Source organism: Rhodococcus sp. IEGM 1306 (assembly GCF_036541985.1).
GTDB lineage: Bacteria > Actinomycetota > Actinomycetes > Mycobacteriales > Mycobacteriaceae > Rhodococcus_F > Rhodococcus_F qingshengii.
Window position 1 is genome coordinate 1293625 of the sequence record NZ_JAZHFF010000001.1, and the last position, 20190, is coordinate 1313814.

22 protein-coding genes are annotated in these 20190 nt (G+C 62.7%); 10 read left to right on the forward strand and 12 right to left on the reverse strand.

Going from position 1 to position 20190, the window contains the following annotated elements; all coding sequences use genetic code 11:
- The first annotated feature begins 2 nt into the window (after window positions 1-2).
- A complete protein-coding gene (locus V3587_RS06385; protein ID WP_116058077.1) occupies window positions 3-1172 on the forward strand; it encodes an ABC transporter ATP-binding protein in 1170 nt (389 codons plus the stop codon).
- Between the two features lie 3 nt (window positions 1173-1175).
- Here the strand turns inward: V3587_RS06385 and V3587_RS06390 are convergent, their stop codons facing one another.
- A complete protein-coding gene (locus tag V3587_RS06390) occupies window positions 1176-1412 on the reverse strand; it encodes a hypothetical protein (protein ID WP_207624637.1) in 237 nt (78 codons plus the stop codon).
- Between the two features lie 126 nt (window positions 1413-1538).
- Here V3587_RS06390 and V3587_RS06395 point away from each other — a divergent pair, with 126 nt between their 5' ends.
- Both V3587_RS06395 and V3587_RS06400 read left to right on the forward strand, forming a co-directional pair.
- On the forward strand, window positions 1539-2804 hold the full coding sequence (locus tag V3587_RS06395) for a sensor histidine kinase (protein WP_116058295.1): 1266 nt from the start codon (window positions 1539-1541) through the stop codon (window positions 2802-2804).
- A gap of 10 nt (window positions 2805-2814) precedes the next feature.
- Complete coding sequence (locus tag V3587_RS06400; protein WP_064444032.1) at window positions 2815-3921, forward strand: winged helix DNA-binding domain-containing protein; 1107 nt, start codon at window positions 2815-2817, stop codon at window positions 3919-3921.
- Here the strand turns inward: V3587_RS06400 and V3587_RS06405 are convergent.
- Window positions 3914-4777 carry a chromosome partitioning protein ParB gene (locus V3587_RS06405; RefSeq protein ID WP_116058079.1) on the reverse strand — a complete coding sequence of 288 codons (864 nt, stop codon included), beginning with the start codon at window positions 4775-4777 and terminating at the stop codon, window positions 3914-3916. The genes V3587_RS06400 and V3587_RS06405 overlap by 8 nt on opposite strands.
- Entirely contained in the window at window positions 4767-5465 is a 699-nt protein-coding gene (locus V3587_RS06410; protein ID WP_283376220.1) for a metallophosphoesterase family protein, read from the reverse strand. The genes V3587_RS06405 and V3587_RS06410 overlap by 11 nt, the downstream gene beginning before the upstream one ends.
- Before the next feature lie 71 nt (window positions 5466-5536).
- On the opposite strand from V3587_RS06410, the gene V3587_RS06415 reads away from it, so the two are divergent.
- Complete coding sequence (locus tag V3587_RS06415) at window positions 5537-6121, forward strand: suppressor of fused domain protein (protein ID WP_007736116.1); 585 nt, start codon at window positions 5537-5539, stop codon at window positions 6119-6121.
- Window positions 6122-6146: 25 nt separating this feature from the next.
- On the opposite strand, the gene V3587_RS06420 is transcribed toward V3587_RS06415, so the two are convergent.
- Together V3587_RS06420 and V3587_RS06425 are read right to left on the reverse strand one after the other, a co-directional pair.
- Window positions 6147-6593, reverse strand: a complete 447-nt coding sequence (locus V3587_RS06420; protein WP_054187353.1) for an SRPBCC family protein — start codon at window positions 6591-6593, stop codon at window positions 6147-6149.
- Between the two features lie 134 nt (window positions 6594-6727).
- Complete coding sequence (locus V3587_RS06425; protein ID WP_007736118.1) at window positions 6728-7798, reverse strand: magnesium and cobalt transport protein CorA; 1071 nt, start codon at window positions 7796-7798, stop codon at window positions 6728-6730.
- Between the two features lie 169 nt (window positions 7799-7967).
- Here V3587_RS06425 and V3587_RS06430 point away from each other — a divergent pair, with 169 nt between their 5' ends.
- From V3587_RS06430 to V3587_RS06445, 4 genes are all read left to right on the forward strand, one after another.
- Window positions 7968-8822 (forward strand): PHP domain-containing protein, encoded by an 855-nt coding sequence (locus V3587_RS06430; protein WP_007736119.1) that lies wholly within the window; start codon window positions 7968-7970, stop codon window positions 8820-8822.
- Window positions 8819-9433 carry a MarC family protein gene (locus V3587_RS06435; RefSeq protein ID WP_164490628.1) on the forward strand — a complete coding sequence of 205 codons (615 nt, stop codon included), beginning with the start codon at window positions 8819-8821 and terminating at the stop codon, window positions 9431-9433. The genes V3587_RS06430 and V3587_RS06435 overlap by 4 nt, the downstream gene beginning before the upstream one ends.
- A gap of 3 nt (window positions 9434-9436) precedes the next feature.
- Window positions 9437-9829: a hypothetical protein gene (locus V3587_RS06440; protein WP_007736120.1), complete on the forward strand. Its 393-nt coding sequence runs from the start codon at window positions 9437-9439 to the stop codon at window positions 9827-9829.
- A 406-nt stretch (window positions 9830-10235) separates the two neighbouring features.
- Window positions 10236-11429 carry an NAD(P)-dependent malic enzyme gene (locus tag V3587_RS06445; RefSeq protein ID WP_003945072.1) on the forward strand — a complete coding sequence of 398 codons (1194 nt, stop codon included), beginning with the start codon at window positions 10236-10238 and terminating at the stop codon, window positions 11427-11429.
- A gap of 73 nt (window positions 11430-11502) precedes the next feature.
- On the opposite strand, the gene V3587_RS06450 is transcribed toward V3587_RS06445, so the two are convergent.
- From V3587_RS06450 to V3587_RS06465, 4 genes are read right to left on the reverse strand one after another with little or no spacing between them, the layout of a single operon-like run.
- Window positions 11503-12192 (reverse strand): ABC transporter permease, encoded by a 690-nt coding sequence (locus V3587_RS06450; RefSeq protein ID WP_003945081.1) that lies wholly within the window; start codon window positions 12190-12192, stop codon window positions 11503-11505.
- Entirely contained in the window at window positions 12189-12872 is a 684-nt protein-coding gene (locus tag V3587_RS06455; protein ID WP_007736121.1) for an ABC transporter permease, read from the reverse strand. Before V3587_RS06455 ends, V3587_RS06450 begins: the two co-directional genes overlap by 4 nt.
- A gap of 4 nt (window positions 12873-12876) precedes the next feature.
- On the reverse strand, window positions 12877-14022 hold the full coding sequence (locus tag V3587_RS06460; RefSeq protein WP_030536933.1) for an ABC transporter ATP-binding protein: 1146 nt from the start codon (window positions 14020-14022) through the stop codon (window positions 12877-12879).
- Window positions 14023-14026: 4 nt separating this feature from the next.
- Window positions 14027-14965, reverse strand: a complete 939-nt coding sequence (locus V3587_RS06465; RefSeq protein ID WP_003945094.1) for an ABC transporter substrate-binding protein — start codon at window positions 14963-14965, stop codon at window positions 14027-14029.
- 203 nt (window positions 14966-15168) lie between these two features.
- Here V3587_RS06465 and V3587_RS06470 point away from each other — a divergent pair, with 203 nt between their 5' ends.
- The gene (locus tag V3587_RS06470) at window positions 15169-16053 is read left to right on the forward strand and encodes an ABC transporter substrate-binding protein (protein WP_030536932.1); all 885 of its coding nucleotides are present in this window, start codon (window positions 15169-15171) and stop codon (window positions 16051-16053) included.
- 22 nt (window positions 16054-16075) lie between these two features.
- Here the strand turns inward: V3587_RS06470 and V3587_RS06475 are convergent, their stop codons facing one another.
- From V3587_RS06475 to V3587_RS06485, 3 genes are all read right to left on the reverse strand, one after another.
- Window positions 16076-17017, reverse strand: a complete 942-nt coding sequence (locus V3587_RS06475; protein ID WP_063316844.1) for an alpha/beta hydrolase fold domain-containing protein — start codon at window positions 17015-17017, stop codon at window positions 16076-16078.
- A gap of 63 nt (window positions 17018-17080) precedes the next feature.
- Window positions 17081-17911, reverse strand: a complete 831-nt coding sequence (locus tag V3587_RS06480; protein WP_007736128.1) for an SDR family NAD(P)-dependent oxidoreductase — start codon at window positions 17909-17911, stop codon at window positions 17081-17083.
- Window positions 17908-19482: a flavin-containing monooxygenase gene (locus V3587_RS06485; RefSeq protein WP_283376221.1), complete on the reverse strand. Its 1575-nt coding sequence runs from the start codon at window positions 19480-19482 to the stop codon at window positions 17908-17910. The genes V3587_RS06480 and V3587_RS06485 overlap by 4 nt, the downstream gene beginning before the upstream one ends.
- A gap of 71 nt (window positions 19483-19553) precedes the next feature.
- Here V3587_RS06485 and V3587_RS06490 point away from each other — a divergent pair, with 71 nt between their 5' ends.
- Window positions 19554-20183 (forward strand): TetR/AcrR family transcriptional regulator, encoded by a 630-nt coding sequence (locus tag V3587_RS06490; RefSeq protein WP_007736130.1) that lies wholly within the window; start codon window positions 19554-19556, stop codon window positions 20181-20183.
- Window positions 20184-20190: the final 7 nt, after the last annotated feature.

A 20190-nucleotide genomic window follows, 5' to 3' on the forward strand; every position in this document is an offset into this window, starting at 1 on the left:
CTGTGGCCGAGATCGTGCTGGACAAGGTGACCAAGCTGTACCCGGACGGAGCCAAGGCGGTCAGTGATGTCGACATCACCATCGCCGACGGAGAATTCATCATTCTCGTGGGCCCGTCCGGTTGTGGAAAATCCACGACTCTCAACATGATTGCCGGGCTGGAAGACATTTCGACCGGTGAGTTGCGGATCGCGGGTGAACGCGTCAACGAACGCGCCCCCAAGGACCGCGACATCGCGATGGTGTTCCAGTCGTATGCGCTGTATCCGCACATGACGGTGCGTCAGAACATCGCTTTCCCACTGACATTGGCGAAGATGCCCAAGGACGAGATCAACGCCAAGGTCGACGACGCTGCGCGGGTCCTGGACCTCACCCAGCATCTCGATCGCAAACCGGCGAACCTGTCAGGCGGTCAGCGTCAGCGTGTCGCGATGGGACGCGCAATCGTGCGCAGCCCGAAGGCGTTTCTCATGGACGAGCCGCTTTCCAACCTGGACGCCAAACTGCGCGTGCAGATGAGGACGGAGATCGCCCGTCTGCAGCAGCGACTCGGTACGACAACGATTTACGTGACCCACGACCAGACCGAGGCGATGACGCTCGGCGATCGGGTAGTCGTGCTGCGCGGCGGAATCGTGCAACAGATCGGTGCGCCGCAGGAACTCTACGATCGTCCGAACAATCTGTTCGTGGCGGGATTCATCGGGTCCCCGTCCATGAACTTCTTCCCCGGACAGTTGACGGCGGACGGTGTGAGCACGCCGATCGGCGATGTTCGCCTGCCCGCGGCGGCGCAGTCGAGGATCTCGGGCAGCGGTTCGGGCAAGGACGTGGTGGTCGGTATCAGACCGGAGCATTTCGAGGACGTGGCGCTGGTCGATGCAGCGCAGAAGCCGCACGGCGGGACGTTCACCGTCGACGTCGACGTGCTGGAATCGATGGGTTCGGACAAGTACGCGTATTTCCTCGCTGGTGGCCCCGCCGTCAACTCTCGTGAACTCGAGGAACTCGCTGCCGATTCGGGAACGGCCGTCGCTGGTGGAGGTCAACTGGTTGCCAGGCTCTCGTCCGAGTCCACGGTGGCCCAGGGCAGGTCTGTCGATCTCTGGTTCGATCCCGCCAAGATCGCGGTGTTCGACGGCGGTACGGGAGCCAATCTGCTGCTGTGACCTTTACCCGGGCAAGGTGACCGAATACGTCGCGCCCCAGGGGAGCGGTACCTGTTCGGGGCCGGGCGCTGCATCGGCTGGTTCGGGTAGGGGGACCAGGCGGCCGAATTGTTCGTGATGGGTGGAGGCCGGGGTTGCTTGCGCTGTCCCGGCCACCACGGCGATCGGCGCCGCTGCCAGGGCGCCGGCGACGGCAAATCGAGTGGCGATGCGGCGCTTGCTTGCTCGGGTCGAGATCATGAGCACTCCTGCGTGGTTTCGAGGTTCGGTGAATGCTGTGCCATTCACGGTATTGCGGGTTGATTGTGAAATCTCGTGTGCGAAGCTCATTCACAGGGAACTGGGATGGGCGGCACAGGAGGACAGATGAACGAATCCTCGGTACGAACCGAGCACCTGCCCGGTGGCCCGGACCTCGAGCGGATCATGCGCGAACACGCCTACCGCGGTGCGTACCTCCAACTGACGGTGCGCGGCGCTCTGGTGCTGTTCATCGCCCTGACACTGATTTTCGTCCCGCCGATGAACGACGCGGGATGGTGTTTCGCGATTCTGGGCGCCTATGCACTCTGGTCGGCAGCCGTGGCGCTGTGGATCCGCAAGGGCGGCACCGGTCCGGTGACGATGATCTGGCTCGGCTTGTTCGTCGACCTTGCCGTGCTCGCAACTCTGACATTGCTGACCGGTCTCGCGGCCGAGCAGAGTTGGACCGCCGACATCTTGAGTAACGGGCTCTTCGTCATTCCGGTTCTGGCGTGTACGCAACTGCGGACGGACGTGTGTGTCGGCGTCGTTGCCTGCACGATCGGGGTGTTCTTCGTTTCCAGCTGGGCAACGATGACTTCGAACTCCGAGCCGTGGCCGTCGATCCTGCTGAGCACCATGGCCTTGGCCGGAGTGGGCGCAGGCGCAATCGGACTGACTCGGATTCAAAGATCACGCGTGCTGACCATCGGGCACCTCGTCGGGCATCGCACCAGCCTTCTGGCCGAACTCATGGGGCTGGAGCAGCGTGAGCGCACAGAACTGTCCGAGCAATTGCACGACGGGGCGCTCCAGTACGTTCTCGCGGCGCGGATGGATCTCGACGAATTGGCAGGCAGTGCGGAGCCTGTCGCGTTGGCGCGAGCCGGAAAAGCGCTCGGTGAAGCGACCACGCTGTTGAGATCGTCCGTCTCGGAACTGCATCCCACAGTTCTCGTCCACGTGGGCCTTGCCCGCGCGATCGGGGACCTCGCGCGCTCGGCGCAGGGACGCGGCGGAGTGGTGGTCGACGTCGACACTTCGGGCTGGAACGACGATCTACGCACGTCCGCGGACGAAGTCTTGTTCGGCGCCACCCGAGAGCTTCTGGGCAACGTCGTCAAACATGCCGGCGCGCAGAACGTCCGGATCGAGCTTGCACGACTGGACCACCGTGCGGTGCTCGTGGTCTCGGACGACGGTCGGGGGATCAGCGCCGATCGGATTGCCGAACGACGGGCTGCCGGACACATCGGACTGCTCTCGCACGAGTTGCGGGTGGTTGCTGCGGGTGGCTCGTTCTCGGTCGGACCGGGTGAAGAGTCCGGAACCCTCGCGCGAGTCGAGATACCGTTCGAGATCGTCACCGCCACTGACCACGAGCGCTGAGGAGTTGTCGATGGCTGCACTGATCACCGATCGCGAGCTCAACCTGGCGACTCTGGCGCGGCAGTTCCTGCTGCGGAGGGCCGAGGTCAGTGCGTTGGATGCGATCGAGCACCTGGCAGGTCTGCAGGCCCAGGCGCCGAACCCGCCCTACCTGGCGCTGTGGGCGCGGCTGAAGAACTTTGCGGCAGAAGACCTCTCCACCCTTGTCGAGAAGCGCCAGGTGGTGCGGCTTGTTGCCATGCGGGGCACGGTCTTTGCTCTTTCGGCCGCGGATGCGGGCCCCTTCCGGGCCACGGTTCAGACGATCATGGAACGCGATCTCCACACCAACAGCACACAGCGTGCGGCGCTCACCGGGTTGGATCTCGACGCTCTGGCGCGGGCGGGACGGGACCTCGTAGCGGACGGGCCGCTCACCCAGATGCAGATGAGACCGATACTGGCAGAGCGCTTTCCCGGTCACGCGGCCGAGGGACTGGCGCACGGAGTTCGAGGACTTCTGCCGATGGTGCAGGTCCCACCGCGAGGCCTGTGGGGACGATCCGGAGTACCGGCACTGACGACCTTGGAGAATTGGCTTGGCACGGAAGTGAGTTCATCGCCGGATCCGGATGCGATGGTGCTTCGTTATCTGGCGGCCTTCGGGCCCGCCAGTGTGAAAGATGCGCAAGCGTGGTCAGGGCTCACGAGACTCGCCGAAGTCTTCGAGAGGCTACGTCCCGGCTTGATCACCTTTGTCAACGCGAAAGGGGCCGAGGTGTTCGACCTGCCGGACGCGCCACGACCGACCTCCGGAACACCGCCGGTCAGAATCCTTGCTCCGTTCGACAACATCCTGCTCTCGCACGCCGACCGCTCGCGAATCATGGACGAGCAGTACCGAACTCGCGTCTTCACCGTCAACGGCATCATCAAGCCCGCCATCCTGGTGCGCGGAAAGGTGGTGGGATTCGCGACGGTGACGCCGGACAAGGAGACGGTCGAATTGGGCGCGACTCTGTTTGCGCAGCAACCGAAGACCGCGCTCGCATCCATCGAGAAGGAAGCGCGTGCGTTGCTGAAATTCATGCACCCGAAGATCCCGAACCGAGAGGTGCGGATCGCTGTCGCTACGTAGCGGGCTTGTGCTTTCGCGGTGCTCGATCGCGTAGTTCGGCCACGATCTCGTCGTTCCACATGTGGCGCCGCACCAACCGGTACCGCTCCCGTGCAATCCACAGATATGCCTCGGCGTCGGTGTGTTCGGGCAACATGTTGGCGCCTCGCAGCATTCGCACGACGGGGAGAAACTCCTCACCGAACCAGCGGCGGGCGACGGTGTCCCGGCCGAGAAACTCACCCTTCTCCTGCATGAGGCGAAAACCCCACGCCTCCACGCACTCACTGAGTTCGGCGTACTCCCACGGGTCCGTGACTTGTACGGCTTCGCGTTGTGAACCCTGCAGCGGAACGCGGGTGAGGAAGAGGCGGCGATGATCCTTGATGAGCAGATCGGCGCGCTGAGTGATGCCTTCCGGTGAGATACGCGTGATGATCTCGGTGACGTACGCATCGATTGTCTTCTGGTGCATCGCACACGCAATGGACACTCGGTGGTGCCCGTCGATCACGAAATGCATGGAGCCGACGCGATACAACTGAACAGGTGGTACCGATTCGCCGCGTCGTTGCGCCACCGCAAGTCGCTCCCAACGAGCGCGCGAGTGAGTGGACGTCGGACGGAAGTACCTGTCGAAATCACCTGTGCGGTCGACACTTCCGACTATCGATTCGATGGTGACGACCTGCAGCCCCAGAGACTTCTCGCCGACCTTGCCCAGAGCTGCGACAACCTCGTCGAACGGCAGGATCGCGTTGACGTCGTCGGGTTCGCGTCGTAGCCAACTGACCAGACGTGCCACGTCGGCACGTCGACGCTGACGAGCGAAGTCGTTTTCCGCGTCGGCTGTGGGAAATCCGGTGTCACGAGCCATGTCGGCGCCTCACGATCGTCGGCGGAGTACCTGGGGAAATCTCCATCAGCGTGAAGCCGACGGTATTGAGCACGATAGTCCGGCCTACCTCCAGATCGAGAGGGGTTCGCCCGTGCGGGTGGATGTGTCCGTGGACCATCACCGTCGGATCGAGGTTGTGAATCAAAGGCGTGAAGCATTCGAACCCTCGATGTGGCCGATCCTCGGCGTCGCCGACACCGCGGGCGGGACTGTGGGTGAGCAGCACATCCACGCCCGCCCGGCCGCCGGGAAGCCGCGATTGCCAGGCGTTTCGCCAGGCGAGCGAGCGAGCGCGTCGGCTCTGCTCGCGCTCGGACCATTGATTGGGACCCGTGTTGTATCGGATGGAACCACCGAGGCCCGCGATCCGCAGACCGGCGACGGTCACGATGCGTCCGTCGGCGTTGACTGCGCCGGTAGGCCCCGGCCACTGCGCAGGCATCCCGGCCCGCGTCCAACCCGATCTCTTGTTCGAATATCCGGACAGATCGGCGTCGTGGTTTCCGGGAACGAACACGCAAGGCGCATTCAGTTGGTCCGACAGGTACTCCAGATACGCAAACGGCAGATCGCCCGCGCCCAGGATCACGTCGACTCCGAGTGAACGAACTTGACTGCTCCACAGGAATTCGACGGTCTCGTCGCTGACAGCGAGAACGGAGACCATTTCGACGACGCTACCGCCACCGCGAGGTATCTGCGCTGCGAACCTCGCGGGCACGGTGTTTAGATGGACGAGTGTCAGACAGCGTCGTATCTTCCGTCCGGGCCCATCTCGTCAGCAGCATCGAGGGGCCGGACCCCACCGCGGCCTCGGTGACGTTCCTCGGTGTCGAACCGCTGGACGTGCTGCGTTTCGAATCACCCGACGGCCTGGTCCGCTACGTCACACTGGGGTGCTCGCGTCATCCGATGGGCGACCCCAACGAACTGGTCGCAGACCCCACACGCGGACCCCGCGCCGAGTTGGTACTCACGCTGCGCGGTGGCACCGGTGTGGCGTCAGGTGTGGCCAGGACGCTCGCGGTGCTGGCCGCGGCGCCGTCCGTCGAAGGCGTCGTGCTGCTCGAGGACGCACTGTTGGACCTGGGCGAGCCGCTGTGGAAGGACACTGCGTTCACGGCGGTGCTTCTCGGTGACAGCGGGATCGAAGACCTGACGCTGCCGGAGCCGTTCGACCCGGTGCGCTTCCTTGGTGTGGTCCCCCTGACCGGTACCGAAGCCGCCTGGGTGCGTCTGCGCGGCGCGGAGGCACTGAGGGAAGCGTGGACCGAGGCGGGGATCGACATCCGCGATCCGCACCGTTCCGCTGCCTCGCTCTAGCTGCGCTGGCGCTTTGTCCGTCAGATCATTCGGCGTGCACGAGGATGTCCGCCAAGTTCTCGAGACTTACCCGAACCGTCCGTGAAAATGCTTTCGTGACGATCGGGTCGGCCATCTTGCCGAATACTCCTCCCAGGCCGCTTTCGCTGTCGAGTCGGTAGGTGACCCGAGTGCCGTCACCGACTTCTTCGCAGGTCGTGGTCTGCGAGAAGCTGACCGGACTTTCGACGGACGTCGATTTCGACGATCTCGGTGGGTCGTACTCGGTGAATTCGGATGTCCACTCGAGACGCTTGCCCAGGATTCGCGAGACACCGTGCCAGCGGCTTCCCACGCCCATCGGGCCGTCGGTGATCTGTGTGCACTCGACCATCGAATTCTCCCAGTTGGGCCAGTTCTCGGCGACGGCGATGTACTCCCAGACGTCCTTGGGTGGCAACGCGATCTCCACGGATTGCTCGACTGTAGGCATGGTTGCTCCTCCACTTCTCCTTGGATCTGAATTTGCTTGTCGCAAAATGGATTTCGGGAACGGAATGAAAATGCGTACCCATATCCATTGTCCGCCTGCGACGGTGGCAAGTACAGGGAGTCAGCGTGCGAGGTTCACAGCCAGTTGTTGCGACGGAAGAGAAAGAACAAGCCGACACACACCGACGCGATGAGGAACAGGATGGACTGGTAGCCGTACTTGTAACCGAGTTCCGGCATGTTCTCGAAGTTCATCCCGTAGATACCGGCAACGCCGGTCGGCACGGCGGCGATAGCGACCCACGCGGAGATCTTGCGCATGTCGGTGTTTTGCTGCACCGCGATCTTCGCGAGTGCGGCGTCGACCAGCGAACTCAACACCTCGTCGTATTCCGAGATACGTTCGGCCACGATCGTGTGGTGATCTCGTACGTCACGGAAGTATCGCCGGATCTCCTTCGGGACGAGGCCGCCCGCGGGCTGGGTCAGCTGGAGCAGTGGCAATCCGAGTGGAGTGACCGAGCGTCGTAGTTCGACGATTTCACGTTTGAGCAGGTAGATGTGCTCGACGGCAACGGTGTTCCGCGGGTTGAACACCAACTCTTCCATGCTGTCGACGTCCTGTTCGACGAGTTGGATGACGGAGAGATAGCTGTCTACGACGTGGTCGGTGATCGCGTGCAACACCGCGAACGGGCCCATGGTGAGGCGCTCGGGGTTCTGCTCGAGTGACTTGCGCACGCTTGCCAGTTCGGAGTGATCCCCGTGCCGGACGGTCACCACGAAGTCGGGGCCGACGAACACCATGATCTCGCCGGTTTCGACGATCTCGCTCGCCGTCGCGACGGACTCGTGCGGCACGTAGACGACCGTGCGCAGCACCAGGAACATGACGTCGTCGTAGCGTTCGAGTTTCGGGCGCTCGTGTGCATGGACGGCATCCTCGACCATCAGCTCGTGGAGTCCGAAAGTTGCTGCGACATCTTGCATCTGACCTTCGTCGGGAGCGTGCATGCCCACCCAGACGAACGCGTTGTCGCGACTACGAACCTCGGCCAACGCGGCGCGGTGCGTGTACTTGCCCGGCAACCGCACGCCATCCACGTAGACCGCGCAGTCGACGATCGCGCGGGCAGCCGGAACGGGGATCTTGGGCGCATCGGCTTGCGTCGATTTGCCGTTCGACCAATTCGGCAGTGACGGCATGGTTGGCACGCTCGCTCCTTCTCGGTCTGTAATGCAGTGGAACGGCAGGGGAACGGCACTACAGCGACACCTGATCGAATTGCGCTGCCGCTGCGGCGTAATCGTACGTCAGCTTCCGGCTCGCCCACCGGAGCGCGATGAAGTTGCCGATTGCTGACACACTGGAACAGTGCGAATAGATCTTCACACCCACTCCAACGCATCGGACGGCACCGACACCCCGGCTGCCCTCATGCGCGCCGCAGCCGACGCCGGACTCGACGTCGTCGCCATCACCGATCACGACACGACTTCGGGCTGGGCCGAGGCGGCGCAGGCCTTGCCGGCCGGCGTCAGCCTGGTTCGTGGGATGGAGATGTCGTGCGAAGGTCGAGGTGAGCGTGGTTGGCCGGTCGCTGTACATCTGCTTGCGTACCTGTTCGATCCGACGCACCCCGAATTCGCAAAAGAACGTGAGCGACTGCGCGCCGAACGCGTCGAACGTATCCGGGTGATGACGACCATGATGGCGCGTGACGGTCTGCCCGTCGATCCCGATCAGATCCTCGCCGACGCCGGTCCGTCCGTCGGACGCCCGCACGTCGCAGCGGCCTTGATGCGAGCGGGAGTGGTGTCGAGCATCAGTGAGGCTTTCTCCGACCTGTTGTCCAGTCGAGGGCGATACGACGTTCCCAAGTACGACACTCCGCTCGAGTACGCCGTCGAACTGGTGGCAGCGGCCGGGGGAGTAACTGTCCTTGCGCATGGACGGGCCCGTTCGCGCGGCGGATTGCTTGCGCTCGACCACATCCGTGATCTGGCCGAGCTGGGTCTCGGGGGTCTCGAAGTCGATCACCCAGACCATCGCAGCGACGATCGTGACGTCCTGCGCCGCCTGGCTGTCGACCTGGGTTTGGCAGTCACCGGATCCTCGGACTACCACGGCGAGAACAAGACGATCGGACTCGGCGACGAGCTCACGGACGAGGCCGAGTTCGACAAACTCGTCTCGGCTGCCACCGGCGTGGAGGTACTTGGGCGCTGATGCTCGACACCACGCTCTACCTCACCGTGTTCATCACGCTGTTCGTGATCATGGACCCGCCCGGAGTCATCCCGGTGTTCTTGTCACTGGTCGGCCGCAAAAGCCGTGAAGATCGCAACCGAGCCGCATGGCAGGCCCCCGCCGTCTCCCTTGCGGTCATCTCGGTCTTTGCCATCGGCGGTCAGGCGATCCTCAACTACCTCCACATCGGCATTCCGGCGTTGCAGGGCGCCGGCGGATTGCTGCTGCTTCTCATCGCACTCGAACTGCTGACCGGCAAGGCCTCCAACCGTCCGCAGGGAGCCGACGACGTAAACGTCGCACTCGTTCCTCTGGGAACGCCGATGATGGCCGGTCCCGGTGCGATTGCAGCCGTCATCGTCTTTGTCGCCCAGGCCGACGGTGAAGCGGCGTCGTATCTGGCGATCGCGTTGGCGATTCTGTCCATCCACCTCGTGCTGTTCGTGGTCCTGCGCTTCTCGACCGCACTGATCCGGATACTGGGCGAGGGTGGCATCAGTCTGCTGGCACGCATCGCCGGTCTTCTGCTCGCCGCCATCGCGGTTCAACTCATTGCGGAATCAGTCCGCGGATTCGTCGCGGGAGCGTAAGAGATGACATACGACGACAGGTACGACCGGAACGACAGGTACGAGGACGACTACCAGTACCAGGAATATCAGGACTATCAGTACGAAGACGATTACGACTATCCCGCCGACAAACGACAATGGCTGCTGGTCCGCGCTCTACGCGCCCTGAGTGGCACCGTGGCGGCCGGAATCGTGGTCTTGACACTCGTGATCATCGGTTCGGCATATCTGGGCGGCAACCGCGGATTCCCGGGTCCGGGAACAACGTCGATCACCGCGCACATTGCGGCCTCGGTGGTTGCTCTCGCCGCGCAGATCTGGTGCGACCGCAGGCGGGGTATCGCGGCGGTTGCCGGATCGGTGGTCGTGCTCGTGGTGGCGGGGCTGTTATTGGTGACGCAGTGGTGGGGATGACTGGGTGGGGATGACACGGTGGGGATGACTGGGTGGGGATGACGGTTCGGTTTCGAGTGTGGTGAGGAATCCGACCGCTTGGAGGATTTGATTGTGATCCGACTCTGGTGGCAAACTGGAGTTACTTCGAGGCGGCGCCACAGCCCGGCCCCGAAGTGCAGGTTTCGTCAGAATTTCTCCCGAAACCTAGATTGCATGGGTACGCCAGGGCTCACCCGCCCCACACCATGACGCTTCGGATGTATTGCGGCCCACTTTCTCGCGCACGCCGAATGCTCTTCTTCTCAGTAGTCGTTCGCGGAAGAAATGATCTCTGACCGTTGTGAACGTAGTTTCGCAGCGGTCCGAAGGATTACTTCCCAGTAACCCAGCCCCGCTTGAGGCTGGACTAATCAGGAGTGTCATCGTGTCCCTCGTGACTGAAGCCATCAACGTACCCAAGGTCGAGTTGACCGACGAAGAAATCTTTGCCGCTCACGTCGGTGGCAAGCTCTCGGTCGAGACCACAGCACCGCTCGATACGCAGCGGGCCCTCTCGATCGCCTACACGCCGGGTGTTGCTCAGGTGAGCCGCGCCATCGCTGCAGACGAAACCCTCGCCGATCGATACACGTGGACCAACCGACTCGTCGTCGTGGTCAGCGACGGCACCGCGGTTCTCGGACTCGGCGACATCGGCCCTCGCGCGTCGCTGCCCGTCATGGAGGGCAAGTCGGCGCTGTTCAAGAACTTTGCCGGACTGAACTCCATTCCGCTGGTTCTCGACACCAAGGATCCCGACGAGATCGTCGAGACACTCATCCGACTGCGTCCGAGCTTCGGCGCGGTCAACCTCGAGGACATCTCGGCGCCGCGTTGCTTCGAGATCGAGAAGCGCGTCATCGAAGCTCTCGACTGCCCTGTCATGCACGACGATCAGCACGGAACCGCCATCGTGGTACTCGCGGCACTCAAGGGCGCCGTGAAGGTCCAGAGCCGCGACATCACCACACTCAAGGTCGTCATCTCCGGCGCCGGCGCTGCGGGTGTTGCCTGCGCGAACATCCTGCTCGCCGCCGGAATCAGCGACGTCATCGTGCTGGACTCGAAGGGCATCATCTCGGGTGAGCGCAGCGACCTCAACGACGTGAAGGCAGAACTCGCGGCCCGCACCAATCCCCGTGACCTGCATGGTGGTGCCATCGAGGCTCTCGAAGGTGCTGACGTGTTCCTCGGTGTCTCGGCGGGCAAGATCCCCGAGGAGCTCATCGCTTCGATGGCTCCCGAGTCGATCGTGTTCGCACTCTCCAACCCGGACCCGGAGATTCACCCCGAAACCGCGTCGAAGTACGCGGCGATCGTGGCGACGGGCCGTAGTGATTTCCCGAACCAGATCAACAACGTTCTCGCCTTCCCCGGTGTCTTCAAGGGCGCGCTCGACGCTGGCGCCCGTCGCATCACCGAAGGTATGAAGCTCGCTGCCGCCGAGGCAATCCTGTCGGTGGTCGGCGACGAGTTGGCGGCGGACAAAATCGTCCCCAGCCCACTCGACCCTCGCGTGGCACCCGCAGTAGCGGAAGCCGTCGCGGCCGCAGCGCATGCTGAGGGCGTGACCAGCTAAGAGGGACTACGAAAGCCCCGATCGGAACCCGCACACAAGGTTCCGATCGGGGCTTTTTCGTGTGTACCGAGAGCTACAGACGAGTGAGGTCGGGTGTTCGGCGCAGCCTGCCGGTGCCGGGAACCGATGCCCAGACCACCAGCGCCAGTAAGCCGTCCACGACGAGAGCCACAACCGCGACCAGGATTGCGCCGACGACCACTCGGTCGTACTTGTAGAGCGCGAGACCGTCGAAGATGTACCGGCCGAGGCCGCCGAGGTTGACGTAGGCGGCGACCGTTGCCGTGGCAATCACCTGCAGTGTCGCGTTACGCAGTCCGCCGAGAATCAATGGCAGCGCATTGGGTATCTCGACGCGGAAGAGCACTTGGAGTTCGGTCATACCCATTGCCCGTGCGGCCTCGACGACGCCGCGGTCGACGCTGGCGATTCCGGCGTACGTGCCGGCGAGTAGTGGGGGAATACCAAGAATGACGAGGGCGAGAATCGGCGGCATCACTCCCAGACCCATGAGAAGAACGAGGAAGGTCAGCAGGCCGAGAGTGGGCAGTGACCGCAGTGCGTTGACCAGACTGACGACCACGATCTCACCGCGACGCAGATGGCCGATGAGTAATCCGATGGGCACCGCGATCACAGCCGAAAGTGCCACGGCCAGAACGCTGTACCAGAGGTGCTGGAGGATGCGAGTGCCGATTCCGGTGTCGCCGCTCCAATTTCCGGGATCGACGATGAAGTCCCAGGCCCCGGTGAAGATGCTCATACGGGTTCCCCCTCGGCTGACAGGACGGCGGGAACCTTCGACGAGGTCGACGTTCTGGTCCACGGGGTCAGGAATCGGCCGATCAGATACAGGATCAGATCGAGCGCCAGTGCCAGCACGACGATCGCGATGATGCCCGCAACGATCTGGTCGGGATAGTCGCGGTCGTAGCCTTGTTTGAACAGGACTCCAAGCCCGCCGATTCCTATCAGAGATCCGACTGACACCAGCGAAATATTGGTAACGGCAATAACTCTGATGTTCGCGATCATCACCGGCAGCGCCAATGGCAACTCGACCGTCAGAGCGCGTCGTAGTGGTGTGAAACCGACGGCGGTGGAGGCGTCGATGACGTTGTCCGGCACCGAGTCGAGTGCTTCGGGTACAGCCCGGATGAGCAGTGCCGTCGCATACACGCTGAGTGCGATCACGACGTTGAGAGGATCAAGGGTCTTGAGTCCGAACAACTGGGGGATGGTGACGAACAGCGCGAGCGACGGAATCGTGAACGCAATGCTCGCCAGGGTCAACGTGATTCGGCGCAGCCATCTGACGTTGCGGATCGCTGTTCCGACCGGAACGGCAATCAGGAGACCGATCAGCAAAGGAAGCAGTGCCAGATACAGATGGGTCTTCGAGTAATCCACGACCGTCGAGAAATTGTCGATGAGCCAGCGCATGCCGCTACGACCCGAATCCCTCGGTGAAGGCGACGCGGTTGCGTTCCTCGTCCTCGCGTCGACGCTGATCTGCCAATTTCGCAACGACTTCGGAACCGAGGATCCCGCCGATGACCGCGCCCTCGCCGTCGACGGCAACACCGATACCGGAAGGCGACGAGATTGCCGCATCGAGTGCTTGGCGGAGATCGCCGCCGGGGGAGAACAGCGAACCACCGGCAGACGTCGACTGAGCAAGGGTTCGTCCCGAGCGCAGGCCTTCGACGCCGGTCACGTCGATCCATCCCTGCGGGGTTCCGTTGTCCGTGACCACGAGAACCCATTCGCCCAATTCGAGACGTAGAGCCTTCAATTCGTTCTCGACGGCCGTGCGTATGGGGTGCAACGGAACCTCGTCGGCAGCGCGGAACGACAATCCCCGATAGCCGCGATCGCGTCCGACGAATCCGGCGACAAAATCCGTTGCCGGAGCGGCCAACACGTCGCGAGGTGCCGCCACCTGCTGAAGCCGCCCGCCGGGACCGAAGACGGCAATGTGATCACCGAGTTTGACTGCCTCGTCGATGTCGTGGGTGACAAAGACGATCGTCTTCTTCAGTTCGCTTTGAAGACGGAGCATTTCGGTCTGCAGATCCTCACGCACCACCGGGTCGACGGCGCTGAAGGGCTCGTCCATCAACAGGATCGGCGGATCGGCAGCCAATGCTCGCGCAACTCCCACACGTTGTTGCTGCCCACCCGAGAGTTGCCCGGGATAGCGGGTGGCAAGGGAGATGTCCAGACCGACTCGTTCGAGTACCCCCAACGCGGCTTTGCGCGCTGCGCGGCGGGACTCACCGCGCAGTACCGGAACTGTTGCGACGTTGTCGATCACGGTGCGATGCGGAAGCAAGCCGGCGTTCTGGATGACGTACCCGATGCCGAGACGCAGCTTCACCGCGTCGGTCTGGGCGATGTCACGACCGTCGACGAAGATCTTGCCCGACGTCGGTGTGATCATCCGGTTGATCATGCGCATCGACGTCGTCTTGCCGCACCCGGACGGCCCCACGAACACCGTGAACGACTCGGCCTCGATGGTGAGATCGAGACGGTCGACGGCGGTGGTGCCGTCCGGATACTGCTTGGTGACGCCCTCGAAGGTGATCACGTGACTACGAGACCGGCTTGTCGAGGCCCTGCGCCGTCACCCACGCCTTGGCCGCCGCTGCCGGCTCCGTCTTGGTGTCGCCGGACACCTGGACGTTGAGTGCCAACAACTCTTCGGTGGTGAGCTTGGCGGACACCGCATCGAGGACTGTCTTCAACTTGTCGGAAGACTTCGACGCGCGCAGCACCGGCACCACGTTCTGAGCCGGGAAATTGTTCTTCGGGTCTTCGAGAACCACGAAGTTGTTCTCCGGGATGGAGGCCGACGTCGTGAAGATGTTTGCCGCGGTGATGTCACCGGAGGAGAGAGCCTTCACGGTTGCCGGTCCACCGCCGTCGGCGATCGGAACGAAGTTGGCTGCCGAGATGTCGAGGCCGTAATTGGACTTCAAACCGGGCAATCCGGCTGGACGTTCCTGGAACTCGGCCGGAGCACCGAACTTGACCTCGGCGGAATGCGGAGCCAGATCGGCGATCGTCTTCAGGTTCCACTTGTCAGCGGTTTCCTTCGTGACAACGACGGCGTCCTTGTCCTCGGCGGATGCAGGCGTCGCAATTGCCAATTCCGACCCGAGAGCTGCGGGAAGAGCAGCGAGGACGTCAGCGGAGCTGGTGGCCGTGCTGTCGGGATCCAAGTACTGCAGGAGGTTTCCCGTGTAATCCGGAATGACACTGATGGACCCGTCCTTGAGTGCCGGAATGTACGCCTCGCGGCTGCCGACGTTGAACGACGTGGACACATCGAACCCGTTGACACGCAGTGCTTCGGCGTAGATGTTGGCGATCGTCTCGGATTCGGTGAAGTTGGCGGAGCCGACAACGATCGCGTTGGGATCGCTGTTGGAGTCACCGTCGCTGCTACCGCACGCTGTCAGCGCAGTCAGAGAGACAACGGTTGCCGCGGCTACGAGCCAACGGTTGGAACGAAATCGTGAGGTGCGCATGAGCGTCCTTCCGGTTTTTCGGGCGTCCCGTGTTTCGGGCGTCGGAAACCATTCCCTTGTGGCGAAGCCACCCGAGTGACTTCGACGGCGCCGCCACCGAGTGGCTGCGTCAGGACTGGTTACCGCGCATCGCCCGACAAGTGTAACGATAGGTACCGACATGGCACGGTTTTCGATCCATGGGATTGGATGTGAGGATTTCGGTGAAGAGCACACGCACGAAGTATTCGACTGTTGTTGCAGCACTGATGGTCCTGCCGATTCTCAGCGGATGCGCAAACGGTGATTCGGTGGTAGAGGGTGCCGAAGCGGAGTCTCGTGACCAGATCGTGGTGGCTGCTGACGCATCGGTGGAGAGTTCGGTGTTGGCCGAGGTGTATTCGACGGTGCTCTCCTCCTCAGGCCTGTCGGCTCGCGTCGAATCGGTGGGTGGTGGCCGAAACCAATCACTCGAGGCTCTGGACGCAGCGCGAGTCACTTTGGTGCCCGAGTTCACCGGCGCGCTGCTCGATCACTACGACCCGTCATCCCCGGCCCGCAAGGCCGACGACGTCTTCGAAGCCTTGAGTCGCTCTCTGCCGGAGGGTCTTTCGGTCTCCGACTATGCGATGGCCGAAGATCGTGCGGTCCTCGCACTCGACACCGGATACGCACAGTCGTTGGGAGCGAAGACGATAGAAGCCTTTGCTCCTTCGTGTGCCGCGGCGAGGCCGCTCGTCTCCGCGAGATTCGTCGAGGACGGGGCAGTGGAACAGTTGGCCGAGGGCGCCGAGTGTGTCTTCGCCGGTGTCGATCAGGCAACGCCGGCAGACGTACCCGGTGCACAAGTATTCGGAACCACGACGCTGTCGGCGTTGGCACAATCCGATGCCGTCACAGTGCTCGCTGATTCGAATCACGTTCTGGCTGCGCAGAATGTCGTTCCGCTCTTTCGAGCGGGCGCACTGGGAGATTCGGCTGTCAAGGCGCTCAGCGTCGTTGCCGGTGAACTGTCCACCACCGATCTCGCCGCAATGATCGAGCAGGTGCGGACCGGCAAGGCGTCAGCCTCGGAAGTCGCCCGCACCTGGTGGGACACCCGTCAGTGACATGGACGGAGTGGGCCACCCGTCAGTGACTGTTCGAGCCCACTGCTGAACTCGAATCATCCTTGGCACGAATCAGTTTCGATGCGATGAACTGGCCGAGGTCGGAAACGGCGTCTGCTGCTTCCTTCACCAGTGACGCCTGTGCGTGAGCCACGTGCCACAGTCGCGCGTACTCCACCAGGGACACGTCGACGCCGGCAGCGGAGAGCTTGTCGGTGAACGTCATGATCTGCGGGTAGAGGACTTCCTCGGAACCGACGTGAATCCTGGTGGGTGGCAACCCGTCGAGCTTGCCATGCATCGGTGCGTAGCCGGGATCAGTACGGTCGCCTCCGGCAAGGTAGGCGTCGGCGGCGTCGAAGGACCACGCTGTGTTGACCACCAGGTCGGCCTTTTTGGTAGCACTCCGATCGCCGGGATCGACCCACGGTGAGATCAGGGCAAGCGCGCCGGGGGTCACGCCGTGACGCTCGATCAGACGGATAGCGGTCGCCGCGGCCAGGCCGCCACCGGCCGAATCGCCGGCGATGGCAACGCGGTCTTCCGAATAGTCGAACTCGGTGACCAACTGCATGAAGGCTGAGACCGCGTCGTCGAGAGCGGCGGGATACGGATTCTCCGGCGCGAGACGGTAGTCCAAGGTGAAGACCGCACTGGACGACTCACGGGCGAGATGAGCTGCGAGAGAACGGTGTGTGGACAGCGAACCCAGCGTGTACGCCCCGCCATGCAGGTAGAGAACTGCGGTGGGGCGCTCGGTTGCGCCGACGGTGATCTTCTCTGCCGGTCGGCAAGCCAGCTCCAGCGGGCGCACGACGGCGCCCGCTGGAACCTGCTGTAGCGGTGCCCCGGCCTCGAGCAACAGACGTTGAATCCGATACGGCAGCCGCGAGTTGAAAGCCAGACGGAAGTACGGCTTCAACAAGAATGCGACCACGGGCAGCGGAAGGGTGAACGTGCTCACCGGCAGGGCTCCTGACTCTTTGTGCGAACTGCGCTGTGAAACGAACTGCGCTGTGAAACGAACTCAGCTGGACTTGGGCATCATTCGGCCGGCGACGATCGCGACGATGCGCTGGTAGCCCGATCCTACGAGGCGAACCCAGGCGTCGAGTGCGATTGCGTCCATCCCGATGAGAACTCGCGGCTTGCTCTTCCGAACACCGTTGACGATCGTCTTGGCGGCGTCTTCCGGTGTGGTGCGCGCGAGCTTGCGGTCGAAGAACTCGGAGAAGACCGCAAGATCTTCACCCGGGCCTGCGGTGGCGTTGCGTGCGATGGCGGTCTTGATTCCGCCCGGGTGCACACAGGTCACCTTCACCGGGTGCTTGGCGATCAGCATTTCCTGGCGAAGCGACTCGGTGAAACCGCGAACGGCGAACTTGGCCGAGTTGTATGCGCTCTGACCCGGCATCGACAGCAGACCGAAGAGGCTCGACACGTTTACGATGTGCCCGTCGCCGGATGCGATGACGTGGGGGAGGAATGCCTTGGTGCCGTTGACAACTCCCCAGAAGTCGACGTCCATGACACGTTCGAAGTCCTTGAATTCGGACTTCTCGAAAGTGCCGTGGTAGGCGATTCCGGCGTTGTTGTAGATCTGGTTGACCTTGCCGAAATGGGCGACAACCGCGTCGGCGTACTCGAGAACCGCTTCGCGCTGGGTGACGTCGAGATGGTCCGACTTCACCTCGGCGCCGATGGCTTCCACCAGACGCGTTGTCTCGGCGAGCCCGATGGTGTCCACGTCGGAGATTGCCAACTTGGCGCCCTGGCCGGCCAGGTTCAGTGCTAGTGCGCGACCGATGCCCGATCCCGCTCCGGTGATGACTACGACCTTGCCTGCAAAATCACTCATTGTGCTACTGCCTTCTCGTCGTCGAGGTCGATCTGTGAAGTGGTCGCGGTGCCGACGGCGCCGAGATCCGAGGTGGCGACGCTGCGGTATGCCGCGAGGTCGAAATGCTTGGTGGCGTTGCGGAACTGGAAGGTGAAGCCAGGCCACAGGGTGGTGTTGTTTCCGTGCTTGTCCATGTACCAGCTGGCGCAACCGCCGTTGTTCCACACGCTCTTGGACATAGCTGCCTGCAGGTCCTTGTTGTACTTGTCCTGCTTGTCCTTGCGCACCTCGATGGTGCCGATGTCGTACTTGTCGATGGTGGTGATCGCGTCGACCAGGTAGTTGATCTGCGACTCGATCATGAAGACCATCGACGAATGTCCGAGTCCGGTGTTGGGTCCGACGAGGAAGAACATGTTGGGGAAGTTGGCAACTGCCGCGCCCTTGTATCCCTGCATGCCGGTCTCTTCGAAGACCTCGGCGAGCGAGCGTCCGTCCTTGCCGAAGATTCCCGCGAAGGTGGGGGAGTCGGTGACGTGGAATCCGGTCGCCACGACGATGGCATCGATCTCACGGGTGGTGCCGGTCTTCGAGACGATCCCGTTGGCGGTGACCTCCTCGATGCCTTCGGTCACCAGGTCGACATTGTCCTGGGCGAGGGTGGGGAAGTAGTTGTTCGAGATCAGCATGCGCTTGCAGCCGATCTGGAAGTTGGGCATGACCTTCTTGCGAAGATCCTTGTCCTTGATCTGGGCCTTCAGGTGACGCTCGGCGGCGAACTGCAACGGCTTCATGAAGACCGGCGCCTTGGCCAGGCCGACGACCTGCGTCTCTCGCATCCAGTAGATACCGGTGCGGCACAACTTCTGGAAGCCGGGGAGGTACTTGAACGCGAGGTGCTCGATCTTGGTGTACTCGCGGTCTGCGCGGGGCAGGATCCACGGCGCCGTGCGCTGGTACACGTCGAGATGCGAGACCTTCTTGCCGATGGCCGGCACGATCTGGATGGCCGAGGCGCCGGTTCCGATGACGGCCACACGCTTGCCGGTCAGATCGGCGTCGTGGTTCCAACGCGAGGAGTGGAAGATCTCGCCCTTGAAGCCGTCGATGCCCTTGATGTCCGGAAGTGAAGGCTCACACAATGCGCCGACGGCCGAGACGACGATCTTTGCGACGAATTCGCCCTTGTTGGTGCTGACGTGCCACCGAGCAGACACCTCGTCCCAGCGTGCGGAGAGAACATCGCAGTCGAAGATGTGCTTGTCGAGCACCTTGTGGCGGTTGGCCACCGACTGGATGTACTTGTAGATCTCGGGCTGAGTGGAGAAGGAGCGCGTCCACTCCGGATTGAGTGCAAAAGAGTACGAGTACAAATGCGACGGCACGTCACACGCGGCGCCCGGGTAGCTGTTGTCACGCCAGGTCCCGCCGACGTCGTTGCCGCGCTCGAGAACGACGTAGTCGGTGATGTCGGCCTGTGCCAGTTTGATCGCCGCACCGAGACCGGCGAAACCACTGCCGATGATCAGTGTGCCGACGTGGCGAGTATCCGCGGCAGGTGCTGAGGTATCTGTAACTGGAAGACTCATGTAGGGAACGATATGCCTTTATTGAGTCACGGTCAATAGCTTATTGACGAATATTCAGTAGTCTATTGGGCATGGACGCAGTAAAGCGAACGCGGCTCGACCCTGCGCAACGCCGAGCGCAACTCATCGACCTCGGGGCGCGGATGCTGGCCGAACGGCCGCTCGAACAGATTTCCGTCGAGGACATCGCCGATCAGGCTGGTGTCTCGCGGGGGCTTCTGTTCCACTACTTCGCGTCGAAAAGCGAGTTCCATCTGGCGATCGTCCGACACAGCAGTGAACAGATGCTCCAGCGCACCGAGCCGAGCGAGTCGGACGATCCGATGCTCACCCTCCGCTCGGTGCTGGCGTCGTACGTCGACTACGTGACCGAGAACCGCAATACCTACGTCTCGCTGCTCCGGGGGACCGCCAGCGGGGATCCGCAGATGCGTGAGGTGTTCGAGCAGACTCGCGACATCATGGCCAAGAGAACCCTCGATCAGCTCCCGAAGATCGGCCTGACTCGAACGCCTCAGGTGGAGTTGGCCGTTCGAGGTTGGATCGCGTTCGTCGAGGAAGCCACCATCAGTTGGCTCCGCGCGCCCGCCATCACCCGCGAGGAACTGATCGACCTGACGGTTCAGTCGTTACCTGCGTTGGCACTGGCCGCCGTCGGCTTCGATGCCGGGCCGGATCTGGGTCTGCTGCAATCGAATTGACGTGAAC

Coding starts and splice junctions, on each gene's coding strand:
- V3587_RS06490 (WP_007736130.1), top strand. CDS start 19,554: ATGGACGCAGTAAAGCGAACGCGGCTCGACCCTGCGCAACGCCGAGCG.
- V3587_RS06395 (WP_116058295.1), top strand. CDS start 1,539: ATGAACGAATCCTCGGTACGAACCGAGCACCTGCCCGGTGGCCCGGAC.
- V3587_RS06410 (WP_283376220.1), bottom strand. CDS start 5,465: ATGGTCTCCGTTCTCGCTGTCAGCGACGAGACCGTCGAATTCCTGTGG.
- V3587_RS06390 (WP_207624637.1), bottom strand. CDS start 1,412: ATGATCTCGACCCGAGCAAGCAAGCGCCGCATCGCCACTCGATTTGCC.
- V3587_RS06450 (WP_003945081.1), bottom strand. CDS start 12,192: ATGAGCATCTTCACCGGGGCCTGGGACTTCATCGTCGATCCCGGAAAT.
- V3587_RS06440 (WP_007736120.1), top strand. CDS start 9,437: ATGACATACGACGACAGGTACGACCGGAACGACAGGTACGAGGACGAC.
- V3587_RS06420 (WP_054187353.1), bottom strand. CDS start 6,593: ATGCCTACAGTCGAGCAATCCGTGGAGATCGCGTTGCCACCCAAGGAC.
- V3587_RS06485 (WP_283376221.1), bottom strand. CDS start 19,482: ATGAGTCTTCCAGTTACAGATACCTCAGCACCTGCCGCGGATACTCGC.
- V3587_RS06480 (WP_007736128.1), bottom strand. CDS start 17,911: ATGAGTGATTTTGCAGGCAAGGTCGTAGTCATCACCGGAGCGGGATCG.
- V3587_RS06405 (WP_116058079.1), bottom strand. CDS start 4,777: ATGGCTCGTGACACCGGATTTCCCACAGCCGACGCGGAAAACGACTTC.
- V3587_RS06425 (WP_007736118.1), bottom strand. CDS start 7,798: ATGCCGTCACTGCCGAATTGGTCGAACGGCAAATCGACGCAAGCCGAT.
- V3587_RS06400 (WP_064444032.1), top strand. CDS start 2,815: ATGGCTGCACTGATCACCGATCGCGAGCTCAACCTGGCGACTCTGGCG.
- V3587_RS06465 (WP_003945094.1), bottom strand. CDS start 14,965: ATGCGCACCTCACGATTTCGTTCCAACCGTTGGCTCGTAGCCGCGGCA.
- V3587_RS06455 (WP_007736121.1), bottom strand. CDS start 12,872: ATGCGCTGGCTCATCGACAATTTCTCGACGGTCGTGGATTACTCGAAG.